This is a genomic window from Azonexus sp. IMCC34842 (assembly GCF_050368855.1).
Lineage (GTDB): Bacteria > Pseudomonadota > Gammaproteobacteria > Burkholderiales > Rhodocyclaceae > Azonexus > Azonexus denitrificans_A.
Genome location: NZ_CP178449.1, coordinates 3,341,146 through 3,365,349, shown reverse-complemented (window position 1 = coordinate 3,365,349; position 24,204 = coordinate 3,341,146). Strand labels below are relative to the sequence as shown.

The 24,204-nt window shown below is 59.6% G+C and carries 20 protein-coding genes, 3 tRNA genes and 3 rRNA genes; 21 read left to right on the top strand and 5 right to left on the bottom strand.

Annotation, left to right across the window (positions count from 1 at the left end; genetic code table 11):
* Together phoR and ACLIKD_RS15920 are read left to right on the top strand one after the other, a co-directional pair.
* Positions 1-1,293, top strand: coding sequence for a phosphate regulon sensor histidine kinase PhoR (gene phoR / locus ACLIKD_RS15925; protein ID WP_428825824.1), 1,293 nt, complete (start codon positions 1-3; stop codon positions 1,291-1,293).
* Between the two features lie 95 nt (positions 1,294-1,388).
* Complete coding sequence (locus ACLIKD_RS15920; RefSeq protein ID WP_226417223.1) at positions 1,389-1,667, top strand: hypothetical protein; 279 nt, start codon at positions 1,389-1,391, stop codon at positions 1,665-1,667.
* Between the two features lie 90 nt (positions 1,668-1,757).
* Here ACLIKD_RS15920 and ACLIKD_RS15915 read toward each other — a convergent pair whose 3' ends face one another.
* Positions 1,758-2,663 (bottom strand): MerR family transcriptional regulator, encoded by a 906-nt coding sequence (locus ACLIKD_RS15915; RefSeq protein WP_428825823.1) that lies wholly within the window; start codon positions 2,661-2,663, stop codon positions 1,758-1,760.
* Positions 2,664-2,769: 106 nt separating this feature from the next.
* Here ACLIKD_RS15915 and ACLIKD_RS15910 point away from each other — a divergent pair, with 106 nt between their 5' ends.
* From ACLIKD_RS15910 to rrf, 14 genes are all read left to right on the top strand, one after another.
* The gene (locus ACLIKD_RS15910; RefSeq protein ID WP_428825822.1) at positions 2,770-3,330 is read left to right on the top strand and encodes a glutathione peroxidase; all 561 of its coding nucleotides are present in this window, start codon (positions 2,770-2,772) and stop codon (positions 3,328-3,330) included.
* Between the two features lie 27 nt (positions 3,331-3,357).
* The gene (locus ACLIKD_RS15905) at positions 3,358-4,689 is read left to right on the top strand and encodes an NAD(P)/FAD-dependent oxidoreductase (RefSeq protein WP_428825821.1); all 1,332 of its coding nucleotides are present in this window, start codon (positions 3,358-3,360) and stop codon (positions 4,687-4,689) included.
* Positions 4,682-5,467: a DUF1365 domain-containing protein gene (locus tag ACLIKD_RS15900; RefSeq protein ID WP_428825820.1), complete on the top strand. Its 786-nt coding sequence runs from the start codon at positions 4,682-4,684 to the stop codon at positions 5,465-5,467. Before ACLIKD_RS15905 ends, ACLIKD_RS15900 begins: the two co-directional genes overlap by 8 nt.
* Positions 5,464-6,648 carry a class I SAM-dependent methyltransferase gene (locus ACLIKD_RS15895; RefSeq protein ID WP_428825819.1) on the top strand — a complete coding sequence of 395 codons (1,185 nt, stop codon included), beginning with the start codon at positions 5,464-5,466 and terminating at the stop codon, positions 6,646-6,648. Before ACLIKD_RS15900 ends, ACLIKD_RS15895 begins: the two co-directional genes overlap by 4 nt.
* The gene (locus tag ACLIKD_RS15890; protein WP_428825818.1) at positions 6,617-7,144 is read left to right on the top strand and encodes a chalcone isomerase family protein; all 528 of its coding nucleotides are present in this window, start codon (positions 6,617-6,619) and stop codon (positions 7,142-7,144) included. Before ACLIKD_RS15895 ends, ACLIKD_RS15890 begins: the two co-directional genes overlap by 32 nt.
* A 1-nt stretch (position 7,145) precedes the next feature.
* Complete coding sequence (locus tag ACLIKD_RS15885) at positions 7,146-8,381, top strand: MFS transporter (RefSeq protein WP_428825817.1); 1,236 nt, start codon at positions 7,146-7,148, stop codon at positions 8,379-8,381.
* Position 8,382: 1 nt separating this feature from the next.
* Entirely contained in the window at positions 8,383-8,904 is a 522-nt protein-coding gene (locus ACLIKD_RS15880) for a DUF3833 domain-containing protein (protein WP_428825816.1), read from the top strand.
* A gap of 7 nt (positions 8,905-8,911) precedes the next feature.
* Positions 8,912-9,670: an SDR family NAD(P)-dependent oxidoreductase gene (locus ACLIKD_RS15875; RefSeq protein ID WP_428825815.1), complete on the top strand. Its 759-nt coding sequence runs from the start codon at positions 8,912-8,914 to the stop codon at positions 9,668-9,670.
* Position 9,671: 1 nt separating this feature from the next.
* Entirely contained in the window at positions 9,672-10,094 is a 423-nt protein-coding gene (locus ACLIKD_RS15870; RefSeq protein WP_428825814.1) for a nuclear transport factor 2 family protein, read from the top strand.
* Between the two features lie 425 nt (positions 10,095-10,519).
* Positions 10,520-12,057: ribosomal RNA gene (locus ACLIKD_RS15865) — 16S ribosomal RNA — on the top strand.
* Positions 12,058-12,121: 64 nt separating this feature from the next.
* A tRNA-Ile gene (locus ACLIKD_RS15860) sits at positions 12,122-12,198 on the top strand.
* A gap of 12 nt (positions 12,199-12,210) precedes the next feature.
* Positions 12,211-12,286 (top strand) — tRNA-Ala (locus tag ACLIKD_RS15855).
* Between the two features lie 208 nt (positions 12,287-12,494).
* Positions 12,495-15,375 (top strand): 23S ribosomal RNA (locus tag ACLIKD_RS15850).
* A gap of 105 nt (positions 15,376-15,480) precedes the next feature.
* Positions 15,481-15,593: ribosomal RNA gene (gene rrf / locus ACLIKD_RS15845) — 5S ribosomal RNA — on the top strand.
* Together the 16S, 23S and 5S rRNA genes with 2 tRNA genes alongside form the textbook arrangement of a ribosomal RNA operon.
* A gap of 95 nt (positions 15,594-15,688) precedes the next feature.
* Here rrf and ACLIKD_RS15840 read toward each other — a convergent pair.
* Positions 15,689-16,453, bottom strand: coding sequence for an alpha/beta fold hydrolase (locus ACLIKD_RS15840; RefSeq protein ID WP_428825813.1), 765 nt, complete (start codon positions 16,451-16,453; stop codon positions 15,689-15,691).
* Between ACLIKD_RS15840 and ACLIKD_RS15835 the strand changes: the two genes are divergently transcribed.
* On the top strand, positions 16,445-16,597 hold the full coding sequence (locus ACLIKD_RS15835; protein WP_428825812.1) for a hypothetical protein: 153 nt from the start codon (positions 16,445-16,447) through the stop codon (positions 16,595-16,597). The genes ACLIKD_RS15840 and ACLIKD_RS15835 overlap by 9 nt on opposite strands.
* On the top strand, positions 16,590-17,537 hold the full coding sequence (locus ACLIKD_RS15830) for an MBL fold metallo-hydrolase (RefSeq protein ID WP_428825811.1): 948 nt from the start codon (positions 16,590-16,592) through the stop codon (positions 17,535-17,537). The genes ACLIKD_RS15835 and ACLIKD_RS15830 overlap by 8 nt, the downstream gene beginning before the upstream one ends.
* Here ACLIKD_RS15830 and corA read toward each other — a convergent pair.
* From corA to ACLIKD_RS15815, 3 genes are read right to left on the bottom strand one after another with little or no spacing between them, the layout of a single operon-like run.
* Positions 17,534-18,598, bottom strand: coding sequence for a magnesium/cobalt transporter CorA (corA, locus tag ACLIKD_RS15825; protein WP_428825810.1), 1,065 nt, complete (start codon positions 18,596-18,598; stop codon positions 17,534-17,536). The two genes, ACLIKD_RS15830 and corA, sit on opposite strands and share 4 nt — an antisense overlap.
* A complete protein-coding gene (gene tcdA, locus ACLIKD_RS15820) occupies positions 18,595-19,359 on the bottom strand; it encodes a tRNA cyclic N6-threonylcarbamoyladenosine(37) synthase TcdA (protein ID WP_428825809.1) in 765 nt (254 codons plus the stop codon). Before tcdA ends, corA begins: the two co-directional genes overlap by 4 nt.
* A complete protein-coding gene (locus ACLIKD_RS15815; RefSeq protein ID WP_428825808.1) occupies positions 19,359-20,462 on the bottom strand; it encodes an HD domain-containing phosphohydrolase in 1,104 nt (367 codons plus the stop codon). The genes tcdA and ACLIKD_RS15815 overlap by 1 nt, the downstream gene beginning before the upstream one ends.
* A 185-nt stretch (positions 20,463-20,647) precedes the next feature.
* On the opposite strand from ACLIKD_RS15815, the gene ispB reads away from it, so the two are divergent.
* The 3 genes from ispB (at position 20,648) to ACLIKD_RS15800 (ending at position 24,129) form a co-directional block, all read left to right on the top strand.
* The gene (ispB, locus tag ACLIKD_RS15810) at positions 20,648-21,577 is read left to right on the top strand and encodes an octaprenyl diphosphate synthase (protein WP_428828351.1); all 930 of its coding nucleotides are present in this window, start codon (positions 20,648-20,650) and stop codon (positions 21,575-21,577) included.
* A 16-nt stretch (positions 21,578-21,593) separates the two neighbouring features.
* Positions 21,594-21,670: transfer RNA gene (locus ACLIKD_RS15805), tRNA-Pro, on the top strand.
* A 221-nt stretch (positions 21,671-21,891) separates the two neighbouring features.
* Positions 21,892-24,129 carry an NADP-dependent isocitrate dehydrogenase gene (locus tag ACLIKD_RS15800; protein WP_428825807.1) on the top strand — a complete coding sequence of 746 codons (2,238 nt, stop codon included), beginning with the start codon at positions 21,892-21,894 and terminating at the stop codon, positions 24,127-24,129.
* Positions 24,130-24,204 lie beyond the last annotated feature (75 nt).

The following is a 24,204-nucleotide window of genomic DNA, read 5'->3' as shown; positions in this document are numbered from 1 at the left end:
GTGTCGGCACAAGTAATTCGGGCGCTAGTTCTTGCCCTGTTGACCGGTGTGGCGGCCTTGCCGGTTGGCATCTTTTTCGCCGAATGGGCCGGCTGGACGATCTTCTGTGCCGGTCTCGGGCTGCAGATGGCGTTCCATTTTCGCAACTTTTCCCGCCTCGATCGCTGGTCGCAGGCTCCGGTCGTCGATAGCAGTCTGGAAGGCGAGGGCGCCTGGGATGGCATTTTCGGTCGTCTGTATCGGCACGAGAAAGACCTGCGGCAGCAGATCGCCCAACGCGAAGAGGAGATTGCCCGGATCATTGCCGCCGCCCAGGCGCTGACCGACGGCGTCGTCCTGCTCGACCTGAACAACCAGATCGTCTTCTGCAACACGACGGCCGAGACACAACTGGGCCTGATGCTACGAACCGATTTCGGCCAGCCGATCGTCAATCTGGTGCGTCGCCCGGAATTCGTCGCCTATCTGGAAGCCGAGGATTTCTCCCGGCCATTGACCCTGCGCTTCGACCGCAAGGAAGAGCGGGTCCTTTCCATCCACCTCATTCCCTATGCCGGCGACCGCCGGCTGATGCAAATCAAGGACGTGACGCAAGCTGATCGTCTGGACCGCATGCGGCGCGATTTCGTCGCCAATGTTTCGCATGAATTGCGCACGCCGCTGACGGTGCTCGCCGGCTTTCTCGAAACCCTGCAGGAAATCGAGCTTGATCGCGATGAACAGCAGCGTTTCCTGGCGATGATGTCCGAACAATCGATGCGCATGGAGTCGATCGTGCAGGATCTGCTCACCCTGTCGTCGATCGAATCCGCACCGCCGCCGGAAAACGAACTGGTCGACATGGCCAACCTGATCGACAAGTTGCGCCGTGATGCTGAAGCGCTATCGGCCGGCCGTCACACCATCGTCGTCGAAAGCGACGGGCGGGGCGACTTGCGCGGCGCCGAGCCGGAGCTGGTCAGCGCCTTCGGCAATCTGGTGGCCAACGCCGTGCGCTACACCCCGGCTGGCGGCACCGTGCGCATCTGCTGGCAGGCCAGTCCGCAGGGGGCGGAGTTTGCCGTCGAAGATACCGGTATCGGCATCGAAGCCAAACATATTCCCCGGCTGACCGAACGCTTCTATCGTGTGGACCGGGGCCGCTCGCGCGATGCCGGCGGGACCGGCCTCGGGCTGGCCATCGTCAAGCATTCGCTGAGTCGTCATCAGGCCCAGCTGGAGATCAAGAGCACGCCGGGCGTCGGTAGCCGGTTTGCCGCGAAGTTTCCGGCCAGCCGCGTCGCCGGCGTTTAAGGCTGGCCGCCGATTTCCCGATGGGGGCGGCGCCTTTCGGTGATAATCCGGGCCGGTCGCGCTTTCGCGACCAAACTGCAGGCAAGGAAACCCCGATGAGCATGTCGAAGACCGATCTGGAAAAGAACCGCGGAATCAAAATCAATGGCAAGGTGGGCGCCACCGCCATTCCCGGCCGCTTTGCCGGCGGCGCGGCAAGCGCCGTGGACAAGCGCGAGCAGCGCCGGCAGGACCGGGCGTCCGGCCAGATTCCCTTCGCCTGCAAGCTGCCGGCCGAGCTGGTCAAGCAATTGCAGGAACGCGGCATGGCCCACGAAGGCGGGATCAACGTCTTCGTCGCCGAATTGATCGCCAAGGCGCTGACCGCAGCCTGAAGTCCCCAGGTTCGCCGGCGCCACAGCCCGGCCCGCCGGAAAATTTCCGGCGCTACCGCGATTGCCCGTGCCGTCCGCGGGTACCGGTTTTCAGGCGTGCCTCAGCCGCCATTCATTGAGTGCCGTGTTGGCGCTCGCGAAGGTCGTCAGCAGAACCACTCCATCGATTCCGGCCAGGCGCTGAACGCCTTGACCGCCGACCCACAGCGCGACGGCCGGTGGCAACACCTGGCGTAGTTGCTGGAGCAGGCCGGGAATCTGTCGCTGCGCAAAGGCCGTCGAGAACGACAAGGCGACGATGTCGGCCTGATGGGCCGTGGCCGCCCGGCCGATTTCGAGCAGCGGCATCTGGGTGCCGAGCGGCACGCACTCGGCCCCTTCCAGCGAGAACAAGGCTTCGACCATCAGCAGGCCGAGGACGTGCGGTTCGTCGGGTACGCTGGTCAGCAGGATGCGCGGACTGCGCTTGCCATCGGGCAGCGCCGCGATGGCCTGGCGCAACACGCGCTTGGTCAGTTCGGTGAATAGGTGCTCCTCGAAGACGGCAAAACGGCCGTCTTCCCAGGCTTCGCCAACCAGTTGGGTGAGCGGCGCGATGGTGTCCTGGACAAAACCCTGCAGGCCCTGGCGGGCCAGGCACTGCTGCATCGCCTGTTGATAGCCGGCGCTGTCGTGTTGCTTGATCAGCGCGAGCAGGGGCGCGAGGTCCTCGCCGGCCACTGCTGCGGCGGCCGGGCGGGGCGTTGCGCGGCGCGGTGCCAGGCTGCCCAGCGCTTCGCTCGGCATCGCCATCAGCTTGCCCGGCCGGTGGCCCAAGTCCATCAAGCGTTTGATCAGGCGCAGGCGGTCCACCTGCTCGGTCGGGTAGCTGCGCTCGCCGTTCGCATCGCGATGCGGGATCGGGAAACCGTAGCGCCGCTCCCACATCCGCAGGACATCCTTGGAGAGCCCGGTGTCGCGTTCGACTGCCGCAATGTTAAAACAGGGTGTATTCATTTTGTCCTGAACAAATGTTAGACAAACCGTTGACAATTCAAACTTTGATGCTTATCTTACGAACAAATGTTCTATTTGTCTAGGACAAACAATCAAGGAGTTGGACATGTTCGGAAACCTCAAACCTTGGCTAGCCATTGCCGGTGTGCTGTCATTCGGCACGCTGCCGCTTGCTGCTGCTGCCGCCGATTGTCCACCTCTGCTCAATTACAGCTTTCCCGGGCTGCTCGATGGCCAGCCGCAATCGCTCTGCCAGTACAGCGGCAAGGTCATCCTGGTGGTCAACACCGCCAGTTACTGCGGTTTTACCTCGCAGTACGACGGCCTGGAAAAACTCTATGCCCGCCTCAAGGGGCGGGGGCTGGTGGTGCTCGGTTTCCCGTCCAACGATTTTGGCGAGCAGGAGCCGGGGAGCAGCAAGGAGATCGCCGATTTCTGCCGGCTGACCTACGGCGTCGAGTTTCCGATGCTCGGCAAGACGGTGGTCCGCGGCAAGGCGGCCAATCCTTTCTATATGCGGCTGGCCGAGATCACTGACAGCCGGCCCAAATGGAATTTCCACAAATACCTGATCAATAGCGATGCGACCCAGGTGGTGGCGTTCGGCAGCATGACCAAGCCGGATGACAAGGATCTGCTGAAGAAAATCGATGAGTTCCTCAAGTAAACGCCGCGCGCCCAACAGGAGCCAACGATGAACGCCCCGCACCCCTTCATTAACCGACCGCAACGGATCGCCGTGGTCGGTGCCGGCATCTCCGGTCTGGCCAGCGCCTGGCTGCTCGGCAAGCAACATCGGGTCACGTTGTTTGAGGCCGCGCCTTATCTCGGTGGCCACACCAATACGGTGGACGTGCATCTGGAAGGGCAGACGCATCCGGTCGATACCGGTTTCCTGGTTTTCAACGAGCAGACCTATCCGAACCTGATTGCCTTGTTTGCCGAGCTTGGCGTCGCCAGCGTCGAGACCGAGATGTCTTTTGCGGTCAGCCTGGAAAATCCCGATCTCGAATGGGCCGGCAGCAGTCTGGCCACCGTCTTCGGCCAGAAACGCAATCTGCTGCGCCGGCGCTTCTGGTCGATGCTGTCCGATATCCTGCGCTTCAACCGCGAAAGTCTCCGCTGGCTGGCCAGGCACCCGGAGAGCACGCTGAGTCTGCGGGTTTTCCTGAACGACGGCGGCTATTCGAGCGCCTTTGCCGAGTGGTATCTGCTGCCGATGGCGGCGGCGATCTGGTCCTGCCCGACCGGCGAAATGCTCGACACGCCGCTCGCCACATTCATCCGCTTCTGCCAGAACCATGGCCTGCTGCAGATTTTCGACCGGCCGATGTGGCGAACGGTGAAGGGCGGCGGGCGCGAATACGTGCGCAAGATGGCCACGCAATTAACCGACATCCGTCTCGCCTGCCCGGTTTTCACGGTCAGCCGCGAGGCCGCCGGCTTGCGCCTGACCCATGCGGCGGGCAGCGAGCTGTTCGACCAGGTGGTGATGGCTTGTCACAGCGACCAGGCGCTGGCCATTCTCGGCGGCGCGGCAACCGAGGCGCAGCGCGGCGTGCTGGCGGCCATCCGCTACCAGCCGAATCGCGCCGTGCTGCACAGCGATCCGCGTCTGTTGCCGCGCGACGAAAAGCTTTGGTCGGCATGGAATTATTTTGCCGGTAGCGGCGAACCGGGCCGTCAGCCGGTGGCCGTCTCCTATCTGATCAACCGGCTGCAGCCACTGCCGTTCAAAACGCCGGTCGTCGTCACGCTGAATCCGGCACGCCAGCCGGACCCGGCCAAGGTGATCGCCGAATTCGACTACGCCCATCCGATTTTCGATGCCCCGGCCATCGCCGCCCAGCAGCGACTGGCCGAGGTCCAGGGCGATAACGGCATCTGGCTGGCCGGTGCCTGGGGCAGCTACGGTTTTCATGAAGATGGCCTCAAGTCGGCGCTGCGTGTCAGCAACGGCCTTGGGGTGCTGGCGCCGTGGCAGGCTGACGCGGCACCGCTCGGTCGCGAGTTGGCCCATGTCTGAGCGCAAGCTGGCCGCGCCGCGCCTGCTCGTCGGTCACGTGATGCACCGCCGACTGCGGCCGGTGATTCACGCCTTCGTTTATCCGGTCTTTTTCGTGCAACTGCCACTCACCGATCTGGCCTCGGCCAATCGCTGGTTATTCGGCGTCGACCGCCGTCGATTGCTCAGTTTGCGCCGGAAAGACCATGGCCCGCGCGACGGCAGTCCGCTGTTGCCGTGGATTCAGGCGAAGCTCCGCGAGCGCGGCTTGCCGGTCGATGGCGAGATCGTCCTTCAGTGTTTTCCACGCGTCCTCGGCTATGTCTTCAATCCGGTCAGTTTCTGGTTCTGCCATGACCGGGCCGGCATGTTGATCGCCGTGCTGGCCGAGGTCAGCAACACCTTTGGCGGCCGCCACAGTTATCTGCTGCACCATCCGGACGGCGCACCGCTGCGCGATGGCGAGGAATTGACGGCGACCAAGGATTTTCATGTCTCGCCGTTTTGTCAGGTCGAAGGCGGCTATCGCTTCCGCTTCGATCTGCAGCGCAAATACCCGCAGGTCCGGATCGATTACGCCGATGCCGAGGGCCAACTATTGCTGACTTCGCTCTCCGGCAAGCCGGCGACCTGGTCTTCGCGGGCGCTGCTCGGCGCCTTGTTGCGCATGCCCTGGCTGACCGTCGGCGTGATGTTGCGCATCCACTGGCAGGCATTTCGGCTCTGGCTGAAGGGCGTGCCCTTCATCGGCGCCCATCCGCCGGCCGCATCTCACCCTCTCCGGGAATCGACCAAATGAACAACACCCTGACCCTGCGCGGCGCCGACCATCTCGCCCGCGATACCCGACTGGTTTTTGCGCTGCTCGACAAGCTGCAGGGCGGTATGCTCGAAGTCCGCCTGCCCGACGGTTCCAGCCAGCTCTTTGGCGATGGCGAACATGGCGTGACGCTGCAGGTGCACGACGAAGCGATGTTTGGCCAGGTGCTGGCCAAGGGCGATATCGGGCTGGCTGAGGCCTATCTCGACGGTCACTGGGATTCGCCCGATGTCACCGGGCTGCTGACGCTGCTCGCGAAAAACCGCGCGGCGCTGCGTTCCGCGGTCTACGGCTCGTGGCGCAAGCTGCTGGCAGCCCGCGTCCGGCACTGGCTGAACGGCAACAGCCGGGCCGGCAGCAAGCGCAACATCATGGCCCATTACGACCTCGGCAACGATTTCTACAAGCTCTGGCTGGATCCCGGCATGAGCTATTCGAGCGCCCTCTACCGGGCGGTCGACGACGGCAGCCTGGAAAAAGCGCAAAGTGCCAAATACCGCCGCATCCTGCGCCGGCTGAAGGCGGCGCCGGGCGACCGCGTGCTGGAAATCGGTTGCGGCTGGGGCGGCTTTGCCGAAATGGCCGTCGCCGAAGGCTTGCAGGTAACCGGCCTGACCTTGTCGCCGGCCCAGCTGGCATGGGCCCAGCAGCGCGTGCCGGCGGCCGACCTTCGCTTGCAGGACTATCGCGACACGACCGAGCGATTCGACCACGTCGTTTCGATCGAAATGTTCGAAGCGGTTGGCGAGCGCTGGTGGCCGAGCTATTTCAAGACCGTGGCGCGGGCGCTGAAGCCGGGTGGTCGGGCGGTGATCCAGAGCATCACCATCCGCGACGACCTGTTCGCCAGCTATCGCAAGGGCACCGACTTCATCCAGCAATACATTTTTCCCGGCGGCATGCTGCCCTCGCGCGCCGCCTTCCGCACCGCGGCCGCCAGGCAGGGCCTGACCGTGCATGCCGAGTACGCCTTTGGCGCTGACTACGCCCGGACGCTGGCCGAGTGGCGCCACACTTTCGAGCGGAAATGGCCGGAAATCGCGGCACTCGGTTTCGACGAGCACTTCCGTCGCCTGTGGCGTCTCTATCTTTGCTATTGCGAGGCCGGTTTCCTGGCCGGCAATGTCGATGTCGTCCATTTTGAACTCCGCCATCACTAGGCGCCGGCTACTCGGCCTGCTCGCCGCCTGGCCGCTGCTCGGCGGGGCCGCCGAGAACCCGCTGGCCGGCTTCAGCCGCTGGGGCAGCGGCGAATTCCGGCGATTCGGTTTCCTGATCTATGAAGCGACGCTGTGGGCCTCTGGCGACGACCCGGCCCGCCCGCCGCTGGCCCTGAAACTGACCTACCGGCGCAGCATCGCCGGCCAGGACATCGCCGAGGCCAGCGTCAAGGAAATCCGCGCGCTCGGGATGGTCGACGAAACCCAGCTCAGGCTGTGGGGCGAGCAGATGGCGCGGATCTTTCCCGACGTCGGTCCCGGCGACCAGATCACCGGCTTGCACCTGCCGGCTGGCGCCCGCTTCTTTTACAACGACCGCCTGATCGGCGTGCTCGGCGATCCGGCTTTTGCCAACGCCTTCTTCGCCATCTGGCTCGATGCCCGAACCAGTGCCCCGGCTTTGCGCAGCGCATTGCTCAAGCGTCCGGCGGCGTGAGATGACCAACGGCCGCATTCTTGCCTACGGTCTGCTCGGCCTGCCGCTGGCCTTTGCCGCGCTGCCAATCTACGTCCATGTGCCGCGCTTCTACGCCGAAACCTTCGGCATCGAGCTGGCGCTGCTCGGCGCCATCCTGCTCGGCACGCGCCTGCTCGACGCCGGCATCGACCCGTGGCTCGGCTGGCTGGCCGATCGCGTGGCGCGCCCCGGCATGGTGGCAATTGCGCTGCTGCCTTTCGCCATCGGCTTCGTCGCGCTGCTCAATCCGCCGGCCGAGCATGCGGCCATCTGGCTGGCCGGTTCGCTGGCCTTGACCTACGTCGGCTTCTCGGCCGCCTCGGTCGCCTATCAGGCCTGGGGCGCGGATATCGGTATCGACTCCGGGCTGCGCACCAAGCTGACCGCCGCCCGCGAAGGTTTTGGCCTGCTCGGCGTGGTGCTGGCGGCTGCCTTGCCGGCCGTCTTGGCGAGCAATCTGAGCGACGGCATTGCACGCCTCTCGTGGATCCTGCCGCCGCTGCTGTTGATCGCCGCACTCGCCACCTTCAGTCGGGCGGGCGGCACGCTGCCTTCGGCGCCGCCCTTTGCCGGTGGGCGGCTGGCGCAGCCCTTATTGCCCAGCCTGCGCCGGGTCTTCGCCGATCCGGCTTTTCGCCGGCTGCTCGGCGTCTTCGTCGCCAATGGCATCGCCGCCGCGCTGCCGGCCACGCTTTTCTTGTTCTTCGTCGCCGACGTGCTGCAACTCGAAACGGCGAGCGGTCCCTTGCTGGCCCTCTACTTCATTGCCGGCGCCGCCTCGTTGCCGCTATGGGTGAAACTTGCCGGGCGTTTCGGCCGCGTCTACGCCTGGCTGGGGGCCATCGGCCTTTCGATTGCCGCGTTTGCCGGTGCCAGCCTGCTCGGCAGCGGCGATCTGTGGGCCTTCGCGGCCATCTGTATCGCCTCGGGCCTGGCCCTTGGTGCCGATCTGGCGCTGCCGGCAGCGATCGCCGCCGACCTGGGCGAACGTCAGGGGCAGGCCGGCGCCTGTTTCGGGGTCTGGAATTTCGTCGCCAAGCTCAATCTGGCACTGGCCGCCGGGCTGGCCTTGCCGCTGCTCGCCTTGCTCGGTTATGTGCCGGGTGGCTCGCAGGGGCTGGCTGCTCTCACTTTTGCCTATGCCTTGTTGCCGCTCGGCTTCAAGTTGCTAGCCGGCGTGCTGCTCTGGCGCTGGCGTCATTATCTGGAGATCTGACATGAAACTCGTTATGGCTGCCGCCTTCACGCTTGGCCTGGCCGGCTGCGCATCGCCCGGAGTCGAGCAATACCGCAGCGAACAACCGGCCCTCGATATGAAGACCTATCTGAATGGCACACTCGACGCCTGGGGCATGTTCCAGGGCCGCTCCGGCGAGGTGAAAAAGCGCTTCCATGTGGTTATCGATGCGCAATGGACGGGCGATACCGGCGTCCTCGACGAGAATTTCAAGTGGTCCGACGGCACGACGTCGCGCCGGGTGTGGACCCTGACCAAGCAGGCGGATGGCACATTCCGGGGGCGGGCCGACGATGTGGTCGGCGAGGCAATCGGCGAAGTCGCCGGCAATTCGCTGCGCTGGCGCTATGTGCTGGCCCTGCCGGTCGATGGCAAGGTCTATCACGTCAATTTCGACGACTGGATGTACCTGATGGACGACAAGGTGATGATGAACCGCTCCTATATGAGCAAGTGGGGCTTCAACCTGGGCGAAGTGACGCTGACCTTCGTCAAGCGCTGAGCCGGCGATGAACCCGAAAATCACCGAGTGGCAAGGCAGGCGTGTCTGGCTGGTCGGCGCCTCGAGCGGTATTGGCGCCGCCCTGGCCCGCGAACTGGCCGGGCGCGGTGCGCGGCTGGCCCTTTCCGGGCGCGATGGCGGCAAATTGCAGGCGCTGGAAATCGCCAACGCCTTGGTGCTCTCTTGCGATGCGACCGATGCTGCCAGTCTGGGTGCTGCGCATCAGGTGCTGGTCACGGCAATGGGCGGCGTCGATCTGGTGCTTTACCTGGCCGGCGACTACGTGCCGATGCAGGCCGAAGGCTTTGATCTGGAGCTGGCGGAAAAAGTGATTGCCGTCAATTTCACCGGCGCGATGCGGCTGGCGGCAACGGTCCTGCCCGATCTGCTTGGTGCGGGCGGCGGCATTGCCTTCTGCGCCAGCGTCGCCGGCTACCGTGGCTTGCCGAAGGCACTGGCCTACGGACCGGGCAAGGCGGCGCTTATTCACTTTGCCGAATGTCTGCATCTCGAGCTGGCGCCCAAGGGAATTGGGGTCTGGGCCATCAACCCGGGCTTTGTCGCCACCCGACTGACCGCGAAGAACGATTTCAGCATGCCAGCGCTGCTGACGCCGGAGCAGGCGGCCATTGCGACGCTTGATGGTTTCCGTCGCGGCAAATTCGAGATTCACTACCCGAAGCGATTCACCCGGGTCATGAAGCTGCTGGCATTGCTGCCTTATGCCTGGTATTTCCCGCTGGTTCGTCGATTCACCGGAGGCTGACATGACGTTGCCCGAACTGATTCGCTTCTACCAAGATCTTTCCCCGGACAGCGTTGCCCGCTTTCCGGAGTTCTATAGCGAGAACGCCTATTTCAAGGATCCGTTCAACGAGGTGCACGGCCTCGCCGCCATCCAGCGCATCTTCACCCATATGTATACACAGGTCGTCGAACCGCGCTTCACCATTACCGGGCAGGTCGCCGATGCCGATGGTGCGATGTTGGTCTGGGAACTCAGCTACTGCTTTGGCTCATGGGGCAGAGGCGAAACGCAGATCATGCGCGGCGTCTCGCATCTGAAGTTCGACGCCGACGGCAAAGTGAATTACCACCGCGACTATTGGGATACGGCGGAGGAGTTATATATGAAGCTGCCGGTCATCGGCCTGTTGACGCGTCTACTGAGAAAAGCACTGGCCGCCTGATTGCTGAGCAACACCTGAGGCTTCTTCTTGGGTCGCTTCGGTAGTGCAAAAGCGAAAGTATCAAGTTATTTTCACTGGCACCTTGACCTTCGAATTTAGATCTATATAATGCGCAGCTCTTCTGCAGCGGCGGGTGTTTTCGGCGGTTGGGGAAGAGGAAGTAGAAAGAAGAAGTTGAGCTGAAAAGCTTGACGGGAGTAGAGAAGAGGTTCATAATTCGGCCTCTCTGCTGCAGACGAAGCGAAAGCGACGGCGCAGTGCAGGAAGTGATCTTTAACAATTTGGACAATCGATAGGTGTGGGTGCCTTGATGCGAAAGCGACGCAAGTCGCAAAAAGTATTAAAGGCAATCACACGGATGGAGAGATCCATCGAGGTAGAAGTCAAATTCTACCGTCAGTGAATTGTGAGTAATTAGTTGGATTGAACTGAAGAGTTTGATCCTGGCTCAGATTGAACGCTGGCGGCATGCCTTACACATGCAAGTCGAACGGCAGCACGGGAGCAATCCTGGTGGCGAGTGGCGAACGGGTGAGTAATGTATCGGAACGTACCTTTCAGTGGGGGATAACGTAGCGAAAGTTACGCTAATACCGCATATTCTCTGAGGAGGAAAGCAGGGGACCTTCGGGCCTTGCGCTGTTAGAGCGGCCGATATCAGATTAGCTAGTTGGTGGGGTAAAAGCTCACCAAGGCGACGATCTGTAGCGGGTCTGAGAGGATGATCCGCCACACTGGAACTGAGACACGGTCCAGACTCCTACGGGAGGCAGCAGTGGGGAATTTTGGACAATGGGCGAAAGCCTGATCCAGCCATGCCGCGTGAGTGAAGAAGGCCTTCGGGTTGTAAAGCTCTTTCGGCCGGGAAGAAATCGCATTGGTTAATACCTGGTGTGGATGACGGTACCGGAATAAGAAGCACCGGCTAACTACGTGCCAGCAGCCGCGGTAATACGTAGGGTGCGAGCGTTAATCGGAATTACTGGGCGTAAAGCGTGCGCAGGCGGTTTTGTAAGACAGGCGTGAAATCCCCGGGCTCAACCTGGGAACTGCGCTTGTGACTGCAAGGCTAGAGTACGGCAGAGGGGGGTGGAATTCCACGTGTAGCAGTGAAATGCGTAGAGATGTGGAGGAACACCAATGGCGAAGGCAGCCCCCTGGGTCGATACTGACGCTCATGCACGAAAGCGTGGGTAGCAAACAGGATTAGATACCCTGGTAGTCCACGCCCTAAACGATGTCAACTAGGTGTTGGGAGGGTAAAACCTTTTAGTACCGGAGCTAACGCGTGAAGTTGACCGCCTGGGGAGTACGGCCGCAAGGTTAAAACTCAAAGGAATTGACGGGGACCCGCACAAGCGGTGGATGATGTGGATTAATTCGATGCAACGCGAAAAACCTTACCTACCCTTGACATGTCAGGAAGTCTTGAGAGATTGAGATGTGCCCGAAAGGGAACCTGAACACAGGTGCTGCATGGCTGTCGTCAGCTCGTGTCGTGAGATGTTGGGTTAAGTCCCGCAACGAGCGCAACCCTTGTCGTTAATTGCCATCATTTAGTTGGGCACTTTAGCGAGACTGCCGGTGACAAACCGGAGGAAGGTGGGGATGACGTCAAGTCCTCATGGCCCTTATGGGTAGGGCTTCACACGTCATACAATGGTCGGTACAAAGGGTCGCCAACCCGCGAGGGGGAGCCAATCCCAGAAAGCCGATCGTAGTCCGGATTGCAGGCTGCAACTCGCCTGCATGAAGTCGGAATCGCTAGTAATCGTGGATCAGCATGTCACGGTGAATACGTTCCCGGGTCTTGTACACACCGCCCGTCACACCATGGGAGCGGGTTCCGCCAGAAGTAGGTAGCCTAACCGCAAGGAGGGCGCTTACCACGGCGGGGTTCGTGACTGGGGTGAAGTCGTAACAAGGTAGCCGTAGGGGAACCTGCGGCTGGATCACCTCCTTTCTAGAGAAAAGCATCAGTGGCACCCACAACCTATCGATTGTTCAAACGTAGCGCAAACAGACGAGGGTCTGTAGCTCAGTCGGTTAGAGCACCGTCTTGATAAGGCGGGGGTCGTTGGTTCGATTCCAACCAGACCCACCAACGTCTTAAAACGGGGGATTAGCTCAGCTGGGAGAGCACCTGCTTTGCAAGCAGGGGGTCAACGGTTCGATCCCGTTATCCTCCACCAGAAACTAAAGATAAACAGGGTTGTTTATCTTTAGCTTTTGAGGAATCAAATGCTGCGCTCTTTAACAAAACGGAAGAAGGTTGTGTCACTTGGGCTGATGAGGCCTGGGTGATGCGTTGTGATTGCATCGATCTTTGTATGGAGTATGAAGATCGCACAAATATGAGTTTGCCTGTAGCCGCTCTCTGACGAGAGCACAAGGTTATAGGATCAAGCGACTAAGTGCATGTGGTGGATGCCTAGGCGATCACAGGCGATGAAGGACGTGCAAGCCTGCGAAAAGCGGGGGGGAGCTGGCAATGAAGCTTTGATCCCCCGATATCCGAATGGGGAAACCCACTCAGCAATGAGTATCTTTATCTGAATACATAGGATATTGAGGCGAACCCGGTGAACTGAAACATCTAAGTAGCCGGAGGAAAATAAATCAACCGAGATTCCCCAAGTAGTGGCGAGCGAACGGGGAGCAGCCTGCTAGTGATAGCGGAATCGTTAATGGAGCGGAATGGAAAGTCCGGCCGTAGTGGGTGATAGCCCCGTACATGAAAACGAATCCGTGGTACTAAGTTAGCGAAAAGTAGGGCGGGGCACGTGAAACCTTGTCTGAACATGGGGGGACCATCCTCCAAGGCTAAATACTCGTGATCGACCGATAGTGAACTAGTACCGTGAGGGAAAGGCGAAAAGAACCCCGGGAGGGGAGTGAAATAGATCCTGAAACCGCATGCATACAAACAGTGGGAGCGGACTTGTTCCGTGACTGCGTACCTTTTGTATAATGGGTCAGCGACTTACGTTGTGTTGCGAGCTTAACCGAATAGGGGAGGCGTAGCGAAAGCGAGTCTGATAAGGGCGTTTAGTAGCACGGCGTAGACCCGAAACCGGATGATCTATCCATGGCCAGGATGAAGGTGCCGTAACAGGTACTGGAGGTCCGAACCCACTAATGTTGAAAAATTAGGGGATGAGCTGTGGATAGGGGTGAAAGGCTAAACAAATCCGGAAATAGCTGGTTCTCCCCGAAAACTATTTAGGTAGTGCCTCAGGTATCACTTGCGGGGGTAAAGCACTGTTATGGCTAGGGGGTCATCGCGACTTACCAAACCATGGCAAACTCTGAATACCGCAAAGTGCAAGCCTGGGAGACAGACAGTGGGTGCTAACGTCCATTGTCAAGAGGGAAACAACCCAGACCGCCAGCTAAGGTCCCCAAGACACAGTTAAGTGGGAAACGAAGTGGGAAGGCATAGACAGCTAGGAAGTTGGCTTAGAAGCAGCCATCCTTTAAAGAAAGCGTAATAGCTCACTAGTCGAGTCGTCCTGCGCGGAAGATGTAACGGGGCTCAAACTGTGCACCGAAGCTGCGGATATCGAAAGATATGGTAGGGGAGCGTTCTGTAGGTCTGTGAAGGTGTCTTGTAAAGGATGCTGGAGATATCAGAAGTGCGAATGCTGACATGAGTAGCGATAAAGGGAGTGAAAAGCTCCCTCGCCGAAAGCCCAAGGTTTCCTACGCAACGTTCATCGGCGTAGGGTGAGTCGGCCCCTAAGGCGAGGCAGAAATGCGTAGTCGATGGGAAACAGGTCAATATTCCTGTACCGATTCTAGATGCGATGTGGGGACGGAGAAGGTTAGGTCAGCCATCTGTTGGAATAGGTGGTTTAAGCGTGTAGGCGTGCCCCTTAGGCAAATCCGGGGGGCTAAGCTGAGGCGTGACGACGAGGCACTACGGTGCTGAAGTGATTGATACCAAGCTTCCAGGAAAAGCCACTAAGCTTCAGTCTAGAATTGACCGTACCGCAAACCGACACAGGTGGGCAGGATGAAAATTCTAAGGCGCTTGAGAGAACTCAGGAGAAGGAACTCGGCAAATTAACACCGTAACTTCGGGAGAAGGTGTGCCCCGGTAGGTTGTAGAGCTTCGCGCTCGAAGGCCGATGGGGTTGCAGTGAAATGGTGGCTGCGACTGTTTAATAAAAACACAGCACTCTGCAAACACGAAAGTGGACGTATAGGGTGTGACGCCTGCCCGGTGCCGGAAGGTTAATTGATGGGGTGCAAGCTCTTGATCGAAGCCCCGGTAAACGGCGGCCGTAACTATAACGGTCCTAAGGTAGCGAAATTCCTTGTCGGGTAAGTTCCGACCTGCACGAATGGCGTAACGATGGCCACACTGTCTCCTCCTGAGACTCAGCGAAGTTGAAATGTTTGTGAAGATGCAATCTCCCCGCGGCAAGACGGAAAGACCCCATGAACCTTTACTGTAGCTTTGCATTGGACTTTGAATCGGTCTGTGTAGGATAGGTGGGAGGCTGTGAAACCGGGACGCTAGTTTCGGTGGAGCCAACCTTGAAATACCACCCTGATTTATTTGAGGTTCTAACCTTGATCCGTGAATCCGGATCGGGGACCGTGCATGGTGGGCAGTTTGACTGGGGCGGTCTCCTCCCAAAAGGTAACGGAGGAGTACGAAGGTACGCTTAGGGCGGTCGGACATCGCCCATAAAGTGCAATGGCAAAAGCGTGCTTGACTGCGAGACCCACAAGTCGAGCAGGTGCGAAAGCAGGTCATAGTGATCCGGTGGTTCTGTATGGAAGGGCCATCGCTCAACGGATAAAAGGTACTCTGGGGATAACAGGCTGATACCGCCCAAGAGTTCATATCGACGGCGGTGTTTGGCACCTCGATGTCGGCTCATCTCATCCTGGGGCTGTAGCCGGTCCCAAGGGTATGGCTGTTCGCCATTTAAAGAGGTACGTGAGCTGGGTTTAAAACGTCGTGAGACAGTTTGGTCCCTATCTGCCGTGGGCGCTGGAAATTTGAAGGGGGCTGCTCCTAGTACGAGAGGACCGGAGTGGACGAACCTCTGGTGTACCGGTTATGACGCCAGTCGTATCGCCGGGTAGCTATGTTCGGAAGAGATAAACGCTGAAAGCATCTAAGCGTGAAACTCGCCTTAAGATAAGATTTCCCGGAGTCTTGAACTCCCTAAAGGGTCGTCGAAGACCACGACGTTGATAGGTCAGGTGTGGAAGCGCAGTAATGCGTTAAGCTAACTGATACTAATTGCCCGTGCGGCTTGATCCTATAACCTTGTAATACACTGCAGCAACTCATAGCAGTCACAACAACAACCTTCCTCCCCGTTTTGCGTTTGCCGCGCTTCAATACGCGACAAACACACAAGTTACGCTTGGCGGCAATAGCCCTCTGGACCCACCCCTTCCCTTCCCGAACAGGACCGTGAAACAGATGAGCGCCGATGATAGTGAGCTTCCGCTCGCGAAAGTAGGTCACCGCCAGGCTCCCATTCAAAACCCCGTTAGCACAAGCTAACGGGGTTTTTGTCGTCTACAACCTCCGCTGCTACAGCGCAGGAAGTTCCAGTTTGTCGGTCGGGTCAGCTCTGTGGATCGATGAATGCCATCAGATCGCGTGCGAAACGTTCGCGCTGCCACTGGTGGGGCGAGTGATCGGTGCCTTCGTAGATGTGGAGGACGGCGTTGGGGATTTGCTGGGCAACATGACGTGCTGTTTCAACGCGGTAGAAATTGCTCTCCTGACCATAAACCAGCATTGAGGGGACGTCGATGCGGCTCAAAACATCGCGGTAATCGGCTGCGGTAAGGCTGGCCCAGCAATCGATCAATGGTCCCGGATCCTGCGCCCGTAGCGCGGCACGGGCGCGCTCCCAGCCGCTGGCTCCCGCGAGATATTTCTCCCGTGCCCGTTGATTCAAGCCGAAGGCGGTCAGTTTGAGCACTGCTTCGGCAAAATCGTCTTTCAGCCAGACCATCATTTCACGGGCCTTGCCATCGTCAAATCCGCCATAAATGCCGTGCTCCCAGTTTTTGTCAGTCAGCAGTTTCGGCGACTGGTCGATGAAGCAAAGACGGGACAGGCGTTTGGTGCCGAAATCGCGGATGTATTGCCACAGCGTCAGGGCACCCATCGAATGGCCGACTGCGGTAACTTGATTCAGTGCGTAATGGTCGAGCAGGTTTTCAAGGTCTCGTGCCATGCGTTCGGCGGTTGCAGCGGTGTGGTTTCCAAGCGGATGACCGCCGTGGCCGCGAGCGTCCCAACGATAAACCTGGTGTTTTGCGGTCAGCGCCTCGAGGAAGGGAAACCATTCCCGATAGCTTGAGGTCCAGCCATGCAACATGACGATCGGCGAACCTTCGCCGGAAATGCTGACGTGAATCTTGGCGCCGTCGTCGGCAAAAAAGTGGGACATGGCTGTAAAAGAATATTGGAACGCGGCAAGTATAATCCGCGCATCAATACGGTGGAGTATGGAAATGTTTGACTGGAGAGACTACGGGAACGGCATTATCGCCTTCGATGCGGGGTATGTCCGTCCGATCCTGGCGGCCATTCACCTGCTGGTTGAGGACGGACGGGTGGCCTTTGTCGATACGGGCAGTAACGATGCATTGCCTAATGCCCTGGCGGCCCTCAAAAGGCTCGGTCTCGATGTGACGGCGGTGGACTATGTGATTCTCACTCATATCCACCTCGATCACGCTGGCGGTGCAGGTGGGATGATGGCGGTCTTTCCCAACGCCAGGCTGGTTGTCCATCCGCGCGGCGCACGCCACATGGCCGAGCCATCAAGGCTGGTGGCCGGGGTAACGGCTGTCTATGGCGCCGAGTATGTGCAGCGGGTCTACGGGGAAATCGTACCGATTCCGGCCGAGCGGATTATCGAGGCACCCGATGGTCAGGTGATTTCGCTAGCTGGCCGCCAGTTGCTTTGTCTCGATACGCCGGGACATGCTCGCCACCATATTTGCATCGTCGATCAAAAGACCGGAGGGATATTCACCGGCGACATGTTCGGTCTGTCCTATCGCGAACTCGACGTGGATGGCCGACAGTTCATTTTTCCGACGACGACGCCGACCCAGTTCGAACCCGAGGAAATGCGTCAGTCGATTCGGCGCCTGCTCTCATTCAGCCCGGATGCGATGTATCTGACCCACTACGGACAGGTGGTCGAGGTCCAGAAAAAAGGGGAAGACTTGTTGCGCCATCTCGATGCTCTGGTCGACCTGGCGATGTCCGAAAAGAATGGTGACGCAGATCGCCATCAAAGCATCAAGCAGGCGATGACCGCCTACCTGTTCGCCCAGATTCGGGCCCACGGTTGCCGGCTATCCGACGCGCAATTGGGGGAAATATGGGAAACCGATCTCGAGCTGAACGCCCAGGGGTTGTGTGTCTGGCTGGACAGCCCGACGGTTTAGAGGAAGCGGCGTCGCCAGAAGAGCAGCAGCATGATGCTGGCGATCAGCCCCATCAAGCCAAGGGCGTAATAGAAACCGCCGGCATCGGGCAGCCAGGGCATGACGCGGAAATTCATGCCGAAAATGCCGGCGATCAGCGTCGCTGGCATGAAGATGGTGGCTACCACGGTCAACGCCCGGACTTCGAGATTGACCCGGTGGCTTACCGTCGATAGATAGACGTCGAGGAGACCGCTCGCAAGATCGCGCAAGTCTTCAAGCGATTCAAGAATGTGCACCGTGTGGTCATAAACGTCGCGCAAATATAGCTGCAGTTCGGGCCGGAAAAAATCGGCCGCATCGCGATGCAGGGTGCCGAGGACTTCCCGGAGCGGCGTCAGGTTTCGCCGAAGTTGGGAAACGCAACGTTTGAACTGGTGAATGCCTTCCAGTGTGGCGGGGGCCGGTCGCCCAAGAATGTCGTTTTCCAGCGATTCGGCGTAGTCGTTGAGTTGCTCGATGACGCCAAAATAGCTGTCCACGACCGAGTCGATCAGCGAGTAGGCCAGCATATCGACTCCGCCTTTGCGCAGACTGGTATGTTCGGCGCGGAGGCGCTGGCGGACGGGCTCGAATGTCCGCGAAGGTCTTTCCTGAAAACTCAACAGGAAGTCACGGCCAATAACCAGGCTGATCTGGTCCTGGGTGAGTTCAAGCGGGTCTTGTTTCAGATCGTAGCGGTGCAGGACGAGGTAGAGGTAGTTCTCATAGGCATCGATCTTCTGCCGCTGGGCGTTGTTGAGAATGTCTTCCTGAACCAGCGGGTGGAGCGCGTAAATCTCGCCAAGCGCCGCCAGGTCGGCTGGATTGTGCGCCCCATAAATGTTGGCCCAGCGCGTCTTGAACTGTCTGGGGCGGTCGCGGAGGCTGGCCGTGTCGGGCAGCCCTGCTTCGGAAAGCCCTTTTTCGTCAAAGTCGATGACCGAGAAACTGGGCGCTTGGGTTTTTATTTCACCAATATGCACCAGCGTTCCCGGTGCCAAGCCGGCTTTCCGTGAGCGCAGTTTCTTGGTCTTGCTCATTGGCTGGTAATCAGGCTGATGGCGTGCGCGGCTGCCGCCATGCCGAAAACCGAGGTGACGCAGACGGACGACCCAAACCCGGCGCAATTCAGGCCGGCCGGGCCGCGTTCAGCATCGCAACTGGCGTCCTTGCTCGGGTAGCGCAAGGGTTCCGTCGAAAACACCGCTGGGACGCCAAATTTCTTTTTGCCATCGCGGGGGAACCCATACTCGCGCCGCAGGATCGAGCGGACCTTGGCAAGCAGCGGGTCTTGCACCGTCAGGCTGAGATCGGCAAGACGAATCTGGGTCGGATCGAATTGCCCGCCAGCGGCCCCGGCCACGACGATAGGCGTTTTTTGCTGGCGGCAGAAAGCAATCATCGCCGCCTTGGCACGCACCTGGTCGATGGCATCGATGACGACGGAAAAACCATGGCCCAGTATCTGGCTGACGTTTTCCGGCGTCACGAAATCTTCAATGCAACTGATCTCACAGGCCGGGTTGATCGCCCGAATCCGTTCGGCCATCGCGTCAACTTTGGCTTTGCCGTAGATATCCCCGAGGGCGTGGATCTGTCGATTGGTATTCGATTCGGCGACCATGTCGAGGTCGACTACGGTAATCCGGCCAATTCCTGTCCGGGCCAGGGCTTCGACGCTCCATGAGCCGACGCCACCGATGCCGACGACACAGACATTGGCCAGGCGCAAGCGCTCGGCACCCTCGGCGCCATAAAGGCGAGCGATGCCGCCAAAGCGGCGTTGATGATCGACTGGCATCAGCTTTCGATGGTCTTGCGGATAACCGCATTGAAAGGAGCGATCCATTCCGGCGCGAATTGCTTGTCGCAGGCGTTGATCTCGGCAATGGCCCGGAGCACCGAGCGATTCTTGCCACGATGAATATGTTTCAGCATCACCGCCTCGAAGGCATCGACGATCGCCAGAATCTTGGCGCCCGGACAAATCTCCGGGGCAAGCAGTTGGTTCGGATAGCCGCCGCCGTCCGGCATCTCGTGGTGCTGTGCGACCATCTCGGCTGCCGCCTCCCAGCCGGGCATGCGTTGCAATAGGCCGGCGACGAAACCCGGGTGGTTGTTCAGTTGGCGCTTGTCTTCAGGCGTCATCTTTCCAACTTTGAGCCAAACGGCTTCCGGCACCAGCATCATTCCGACATCGTGGAGATAAACCGCCGCTTCGAGTTGCACCGGATCAACGGCGTTGCCGCCGGTTTTGTTGGTTTCCAGGGCAAGACGCAGGATGCGCATGGTTCGTCCCTTGAAAAGCGGTGACCGGCTTTCCAGCTGCAGGGCGAGCGAGCGGAAGAACTGCAGGTCGGAGCTGGCATTTTTCTGTTCGCTCTTCGGCGTTGCGACGCGCGGGGCACGACTCGATATTTCCCCGATGACCGATGGAAAACCGGTTACCGTCTCAATCAGTTCGGCGCACCGAGTATCGACATCTTCGTTGCTGGCCAGGGCAAGGGTGTCGAGTCCCTGAACCAGATCGAGCAGACGAAAATTTTCGACGGATTTTCCGGCAAGCACCGCATCGGTTGCCAATTCAAGGCGGTCGACGGCCAGCAGGATCATTTCGGCGAGCAGATCGGAGAAGGGGATCTCGCCTTCCCGAAAGCGCCCCATCATCGTTTCGATGGGATGGGCGATGGCGACGCCCAGGTCGAACTTGCACAGCGATGCATCGCCCTTGATATTGTGGATGGCGCGAAAAAGATCGGCGATGATCTCGCGGTCGGCCGGACTTTTCTGCAGCCGTGCCACGTCGTGTTCAATCTGGGGCGCGCGGTCGGTCAGGACGTCGGCGAACTCCTCCAGCGCTTCACGGTCCTGAATGACAGGTGCGGTGATCAAGCGAATATCCATGTCGGCCTCCCCCTTTTTTATGGATTTCTAACTTGTCGAGTTTAGCTTAAACACTTGTCAAATCAGAGTGTCCACTTGATCTTTCGGCCTTGACTGCCCTTACCCGGCCCCCTAAGATTCCGCGCTTCAACAGAGAATAGCCTACCGTGACACTGGAACAGCTTTACGCCCTGATCGGGCCCGATATGAAGGCCGTCGATGCAGTTATTCGCGACCGTTTGCACTCCGACGTGGTCCTGGTCCGGCAGGTTGCTGAATACATCGTCAGTAGCGGTGGCAAGCGCATGCGTCCGGCGCTGGTATTGCTGGCGGCCGGGGCAATGGGTTATCAGGGCAGTCGGCATCATGAGATGGCGGCGGTCGTCGAATTCATCCATACCGCCACCCTGCTGCACGACGACGTGGTCGATGAATCGGCCTTGCGGCGCGGGCGTGATACGGCCAATGCGATGTTTGGCAACGCGGCCAGTGTTCTGGTCGGCGATTTCCTCTATTCCCGCGCCTTCCAGATGATGGTTGCGGTGAACGACATGCGGGTGATGCAGGTGCTCTCCGATGCGACCAACATCATCGCCGAGGGCGAAGTTCTGCAATTGATGAACTGCCATGACGCCGACGTCGATGAAGCGCGTTACATGCAGGTCATCCACTACAAGACCGCCAAGCTCTTCGAAGCCGCAGCCCAGCTCGGTGCCATCCTCGGCAAGGCGACGCCCGAGGTCGAACAAGCCATGGCTGCTTATGGCATGCATCTCGGCACAGCCTTCCAGCTGGTTGACGACGTGCTCGACTATTCCGGGCAGGAAGCCGATACCGGCAAGCATATCGGCGACGATCTGGCCGAAGGCAAACCGACCCTGCCGCTGATTTATGTCATGCAGCACGGCACGCCGGAGCAAGCCGCATGTGTTCGCAAAGCCATCCAAGAAGGCGGGCGGGATGATTTCCCGGCGGTGCTCGACGCCATCCGGAAAAGTGGGGCGCTCGACCACGCACGCGCTCGTGCCGGGCAAGAAGCCGAATTGGCGAGAGCATCAATTTCGTGTCTGGGGGGTTCAAATTATCAAAAAGCTCTGCTACAATTGACGCTCTTCGCAGTTGAGAGAAATCACTAGGTTTCTCGAACAGCATCGGAGTGTAGCTCAGCCTGGTAGAGCACTGCGTTCGGGACGCAGGGGTCGCAAGTTCGAATCCTGTCACTCCGACCAAGCATTGTGAAGAAAAAGCACCTAGCCATCCTTCGGGGTGGCTTTTTGCTTTCTGCGATTTGATTTATGCCCATTCTTAATGGCGTTGACTGAGAGACGGCGGGTGAGGATACTTGCTGGCTTGCCGCCGGGTTTCAGGTGCTTTTGCCGCTGTAAGCACGGTGAAAGGGGGGGCGTATAAATTCGGCCCCAGTTAGTCAATCAAATTCGAGGGAATGCCAATGGCTGCAGGAAAATCAAAGATCATTTACACACTAACGGACGAGGCGCCCCTGCTGGCGACCTGTTCCTTTCTGCCGATCATTCGCACCTTCACCGCACCGGCCGGTATCGAGATCGTCAAGAGCGACATTTCGGTTTCCGCCCGTGTCCTGGCCGAATTCTCCGATTACCTGAGCGACGAACAAAAAGTTCCGGACACGCTGGCTGAACTGAGCCGCCTGACCCAACTGCCGGACACCAACATCATCAAGCTGCCGAACATCAGCGCTTCGGTCGGGCAATTGACCGCGGCGATCAAGGAGCTTCAGAAGCGCGGCTTCAAGATTCCCGATTTTCCGGAAAATCCGAAGAACGACGAAGAAAAGGCACTCAAGACCCGCTATTCCAAGTGTCTGGGCAGTTCCGTCAATCCGGTCCTGCGCGAAGGCAACTCCGATCGCCGCGCACCGCTGGCCGTCAAGAAATACGCCCGCAAGAACCCCCATTCGATGGGCGAGTGGAGCATGGCTTCCCGCACCCACGTCGCGCACATGAAGCACGGTGACTTCTACCACGGTGAAAAGTCCATGACCCTGGACAAGGCGCGTGACGTCAAGATGGAACTGGTCACCAAGAGCGGCAAGAGCATCGTGTTGAAGCCGAAGCTCTCGTTGCTGGCCGGCGAGATCATCGATTCGATGTTCATGAGCAAGAAGGCGCTGTGCGAGTTCTACGAAGAGCAGCTGGAAGATGCGCGCAAGACCGGCGTGATGTTCTCGCTGCACGTCAAGGCAACGATGATGAAGGTCTCGCACCCGATCGTCTTCGGCCACTGCGTGCGGATCTTCTACAAGGAAGCCTTCGAGAAACACGGCAAGCTGTTCGACGAACTCGGCGTCAACGTCAATAACGGCATGATCAATCTGTACGACAAGATCGCCTCCCTGCCGGAATCGAAGCGCGAAGAAATCGAACGCGACCTGCACGCCTGTCACGAGCACCGCCCGGAACTGGCGATGGTTGATTCGGCCAAGGGCATCACCAATTTCCATTCGCCGAACGACATCATCGTCGACGCCTCGATGCCGGCCATGATCCGCATCGGCGGCAAGATGTGGGGTTCGGATGGCAAGCCGAAGGACACCAAGGCAGTCATGCCGGAATCGACCTTCGCCCGCATCTATCAGGAGATGATCAACTTCTGCAAGACCAACGGCAACTTCGATCCGGTGACCATGGGCACCGTCCCGAACGTCGGTCTGATGGCCCAGCAGGCCGAGGAATACGGTTCGCACGACAAGACCTTCGAAATCCTCGAAGACGGCGTTGCCAACATCACCGACCTGGCCACCGGCGAAGTGCTGCTGTCGCAGAACGTCGAAGCCGGCGATATCTGGCGGATGTGCCAGGTCAAGGACGCACCGATCCGCGACTGGGTCAAGCTGGCTGTTACCCGCGCCCGCAATTCCGGCACGCCGGCCGTTTTCTGGCTGGATCCGTACCGTCCGCACGAAGCCGAACTGATCAAGAAGGTTGAAACCTACCTGAAGGATCACGACACCACCGGTCTCGACATTCAGCACATGTCGCAGGTGCGCGCCATGCGTTACACGCTGGAACGCGTCATCCGCGGCATGGATACCATCTCGGTGACTGGCAACATCCTGCGCGACTACCTGACCGACCTGTTCCCGATCATGGAACTCGGCACCAGCGCCAAGATGCTGTCGATCGTCCCGCTGATGGCCGGCGGCGGCATGTACGAAACAGGGGCCGGTGGTTCGGCTCCGAAGCACGTCAAGCAGCTGGTCGAAGAGAACCACCTGCGCTGGGATTCGCTCGGCGAATTCCTGGCCCTCGCCGTTTCGCTCGAGGAGCTGGGCATCAAGACCGGCAACAACAAGGCCAAGGTCCTGGCCAAGACGCTCGACGATGCAACCGGCAAGCTGCTCGACAACAACAAGTCGCCGTCGCCGCGCACCGGTGAGCTGGACAACCGGGGCAGCCAGTTCTACCTGGCTATGTACTGGGCCCAGGAACTGGCCGCGCAGACCGACGACAAGGAACTGCAGGCGCAGTTCGCGCCGCTGGCCAAGGCGCTGACCGAGAACGAGGCGAAGATCGTTGCCGAGTTCAAGGCCGTGCAGGGCAAGCCGGCCGACATCGGCGGCTATTACCTCGCCGATGCCGAAAAGTGCAAGGCCGTGATGCGCCCGAGCGCCACCCTCAACGCCGTGTTGCAAGCGGCCCGGGTCTGATCGGACGCTAGTCCGCATCCTTGCCGGCAAACCGGAGCGCCGGTTTGTCGGCAAGGCAGGGCGCTTGGTCGCCCT

Excerpts from the sequence above, each read along its gene's own strand:
- corA (WP_428825810.1), bottom strand. The coding sequence starts at position 18,598 with ATGAGCAAGACCAAGAAACTGCGCTCACGGAAAGCCGGCTTGGCACCG.
- ACLIKD_RS15910 (WP_428825822.1), top strand. The coding sequence starts at position 2,770 with ATGTTCGGAAACCTCAAACCTTGGCTAGCCATTGCCGGTGTGCTGTCA.
- ACLIKD_RS15875 (WP_428825815.1), top strand. The coding sequence starts at position 8,912 with ATGAACCCGAAAATCACCGAGTGGCAAGGCAGGCGTGTCTGGCTGGTC.
- ACLIKD_RS15835 (WP_428825812.1), top strand. The coding sequence starts at position 16,445 with ATGCAACATGACGATCGGCGAACCTTCGCCGGAAATGCTGACGTGAAT.
- ACLIKD_RS15840 (WP_428825813.1), bottom strand. The coding sequence starts at position 16,453 with ATGTTGCATGGCTGGACCTCAAGCTATCGGGAATGGTTTCCCTTCCTC.
- ACLIKD_RS15890 (WP_428825818.1), top strand. The coding sequence starts at position 6,617 with ATGTCGTCCATTTTGAACTCCGCCATCACTAGGCGCCGGCTACTCGGC.
- ACLIKD_RS15915 (WP_428825823.1), bottom strand. The coding sequence starts at position 2,663 with ATGAATACACCCTGTTTTAACATTGCGGCAGTCGAACGCGACACCGGG.
- ACLIKD_RS15830 (WP_428825811.1), top strand. The coding sequence starts at position 16,590 with ATGTTTGACTGGAGAGACTACGGGAACGGCATTATCGCCTTCGATGCG.
- ACLIKD_RS15900 (WP_428825820.1), top strand. The coding sequence starts at position 4,682 with ATGTCTGAGCGCAAGCTGGCCGCGCCGCGCCTGCTCGTCGGTCACGTG.
- tcdA (WP_428825809.1), bottom strand. The coding sequence starts at position 19,359 with ATGCCAGTCGATCATCAACGCCGCTTTGGCGGCATCGCTCGCCTTTAT.
- ACLIKD_RS15800 (WP_428825807.1), top strand. The coding sequence starts at position 21,892 with ATGGCTGCAGGAAAATCAAAGATCATTTACACACTAACGGACGAGGCG.
- ACLIKD_RS15880 (WP_428825816.1), top strand. The coding sequence starts at position 8,383 with ATGAAACTCGTTATGGCTGCCGCCTTCACGCTTGGCCTGGCCGGCTGC.
- ACLIKD_RS15815 (WP_428825808.1), bottom strand. The coding sequence starts at position 20,462 with ATGGATATTCGCTTGATCACCGCACCTGTCATTCAGGACCGTGAAGCG.
- ACLIKD_RS15870 (WP_428825814.1), top strand. The coding sequence starts at position 9,672 with ATGACGTTGCCCGAACTGATTCGCTTCTACCAAGATCTTTCCCCGGAC.
- ACLIKD_RS15905 (WP_428825821.1), top strand. The coding sequence starts at position 3,358 with ATGAACGCCCCGCACCCCTTCATTAACCGACCGCAACGGATCGCCGTG.
- ACLIKD_RS15885 (WP_428825817.1), top strand. The coding sequence starts at position 7,146 with ATGACCAACGGCCGCATTCTTGCCTACGGTCTGCTCGGCCTGCCGCTG.
- ACLIKD_RS15895 (WP_428825819.1), top strand. The coding sequence starts at position 5,464 with ATGAACAACACCCTGACCCTGCGCGGCGCCGACCATCTCGCCCGCGAT.
- ACLIKD_RS15920 (WP_226417223.1), top strand. The coding sequence starts at position 1,389 with ATGAGCATGTCGAAGACCGATCTGGAAAAGAACCGCGGAATCAAAATC.
- ispB (WP_428828351.1), top strand. The coding sequence starts at position 20,648 with ATGAAGGCCGTCGATGCAGTTATTCGCGACCGTTTGCACTCCGACGTG.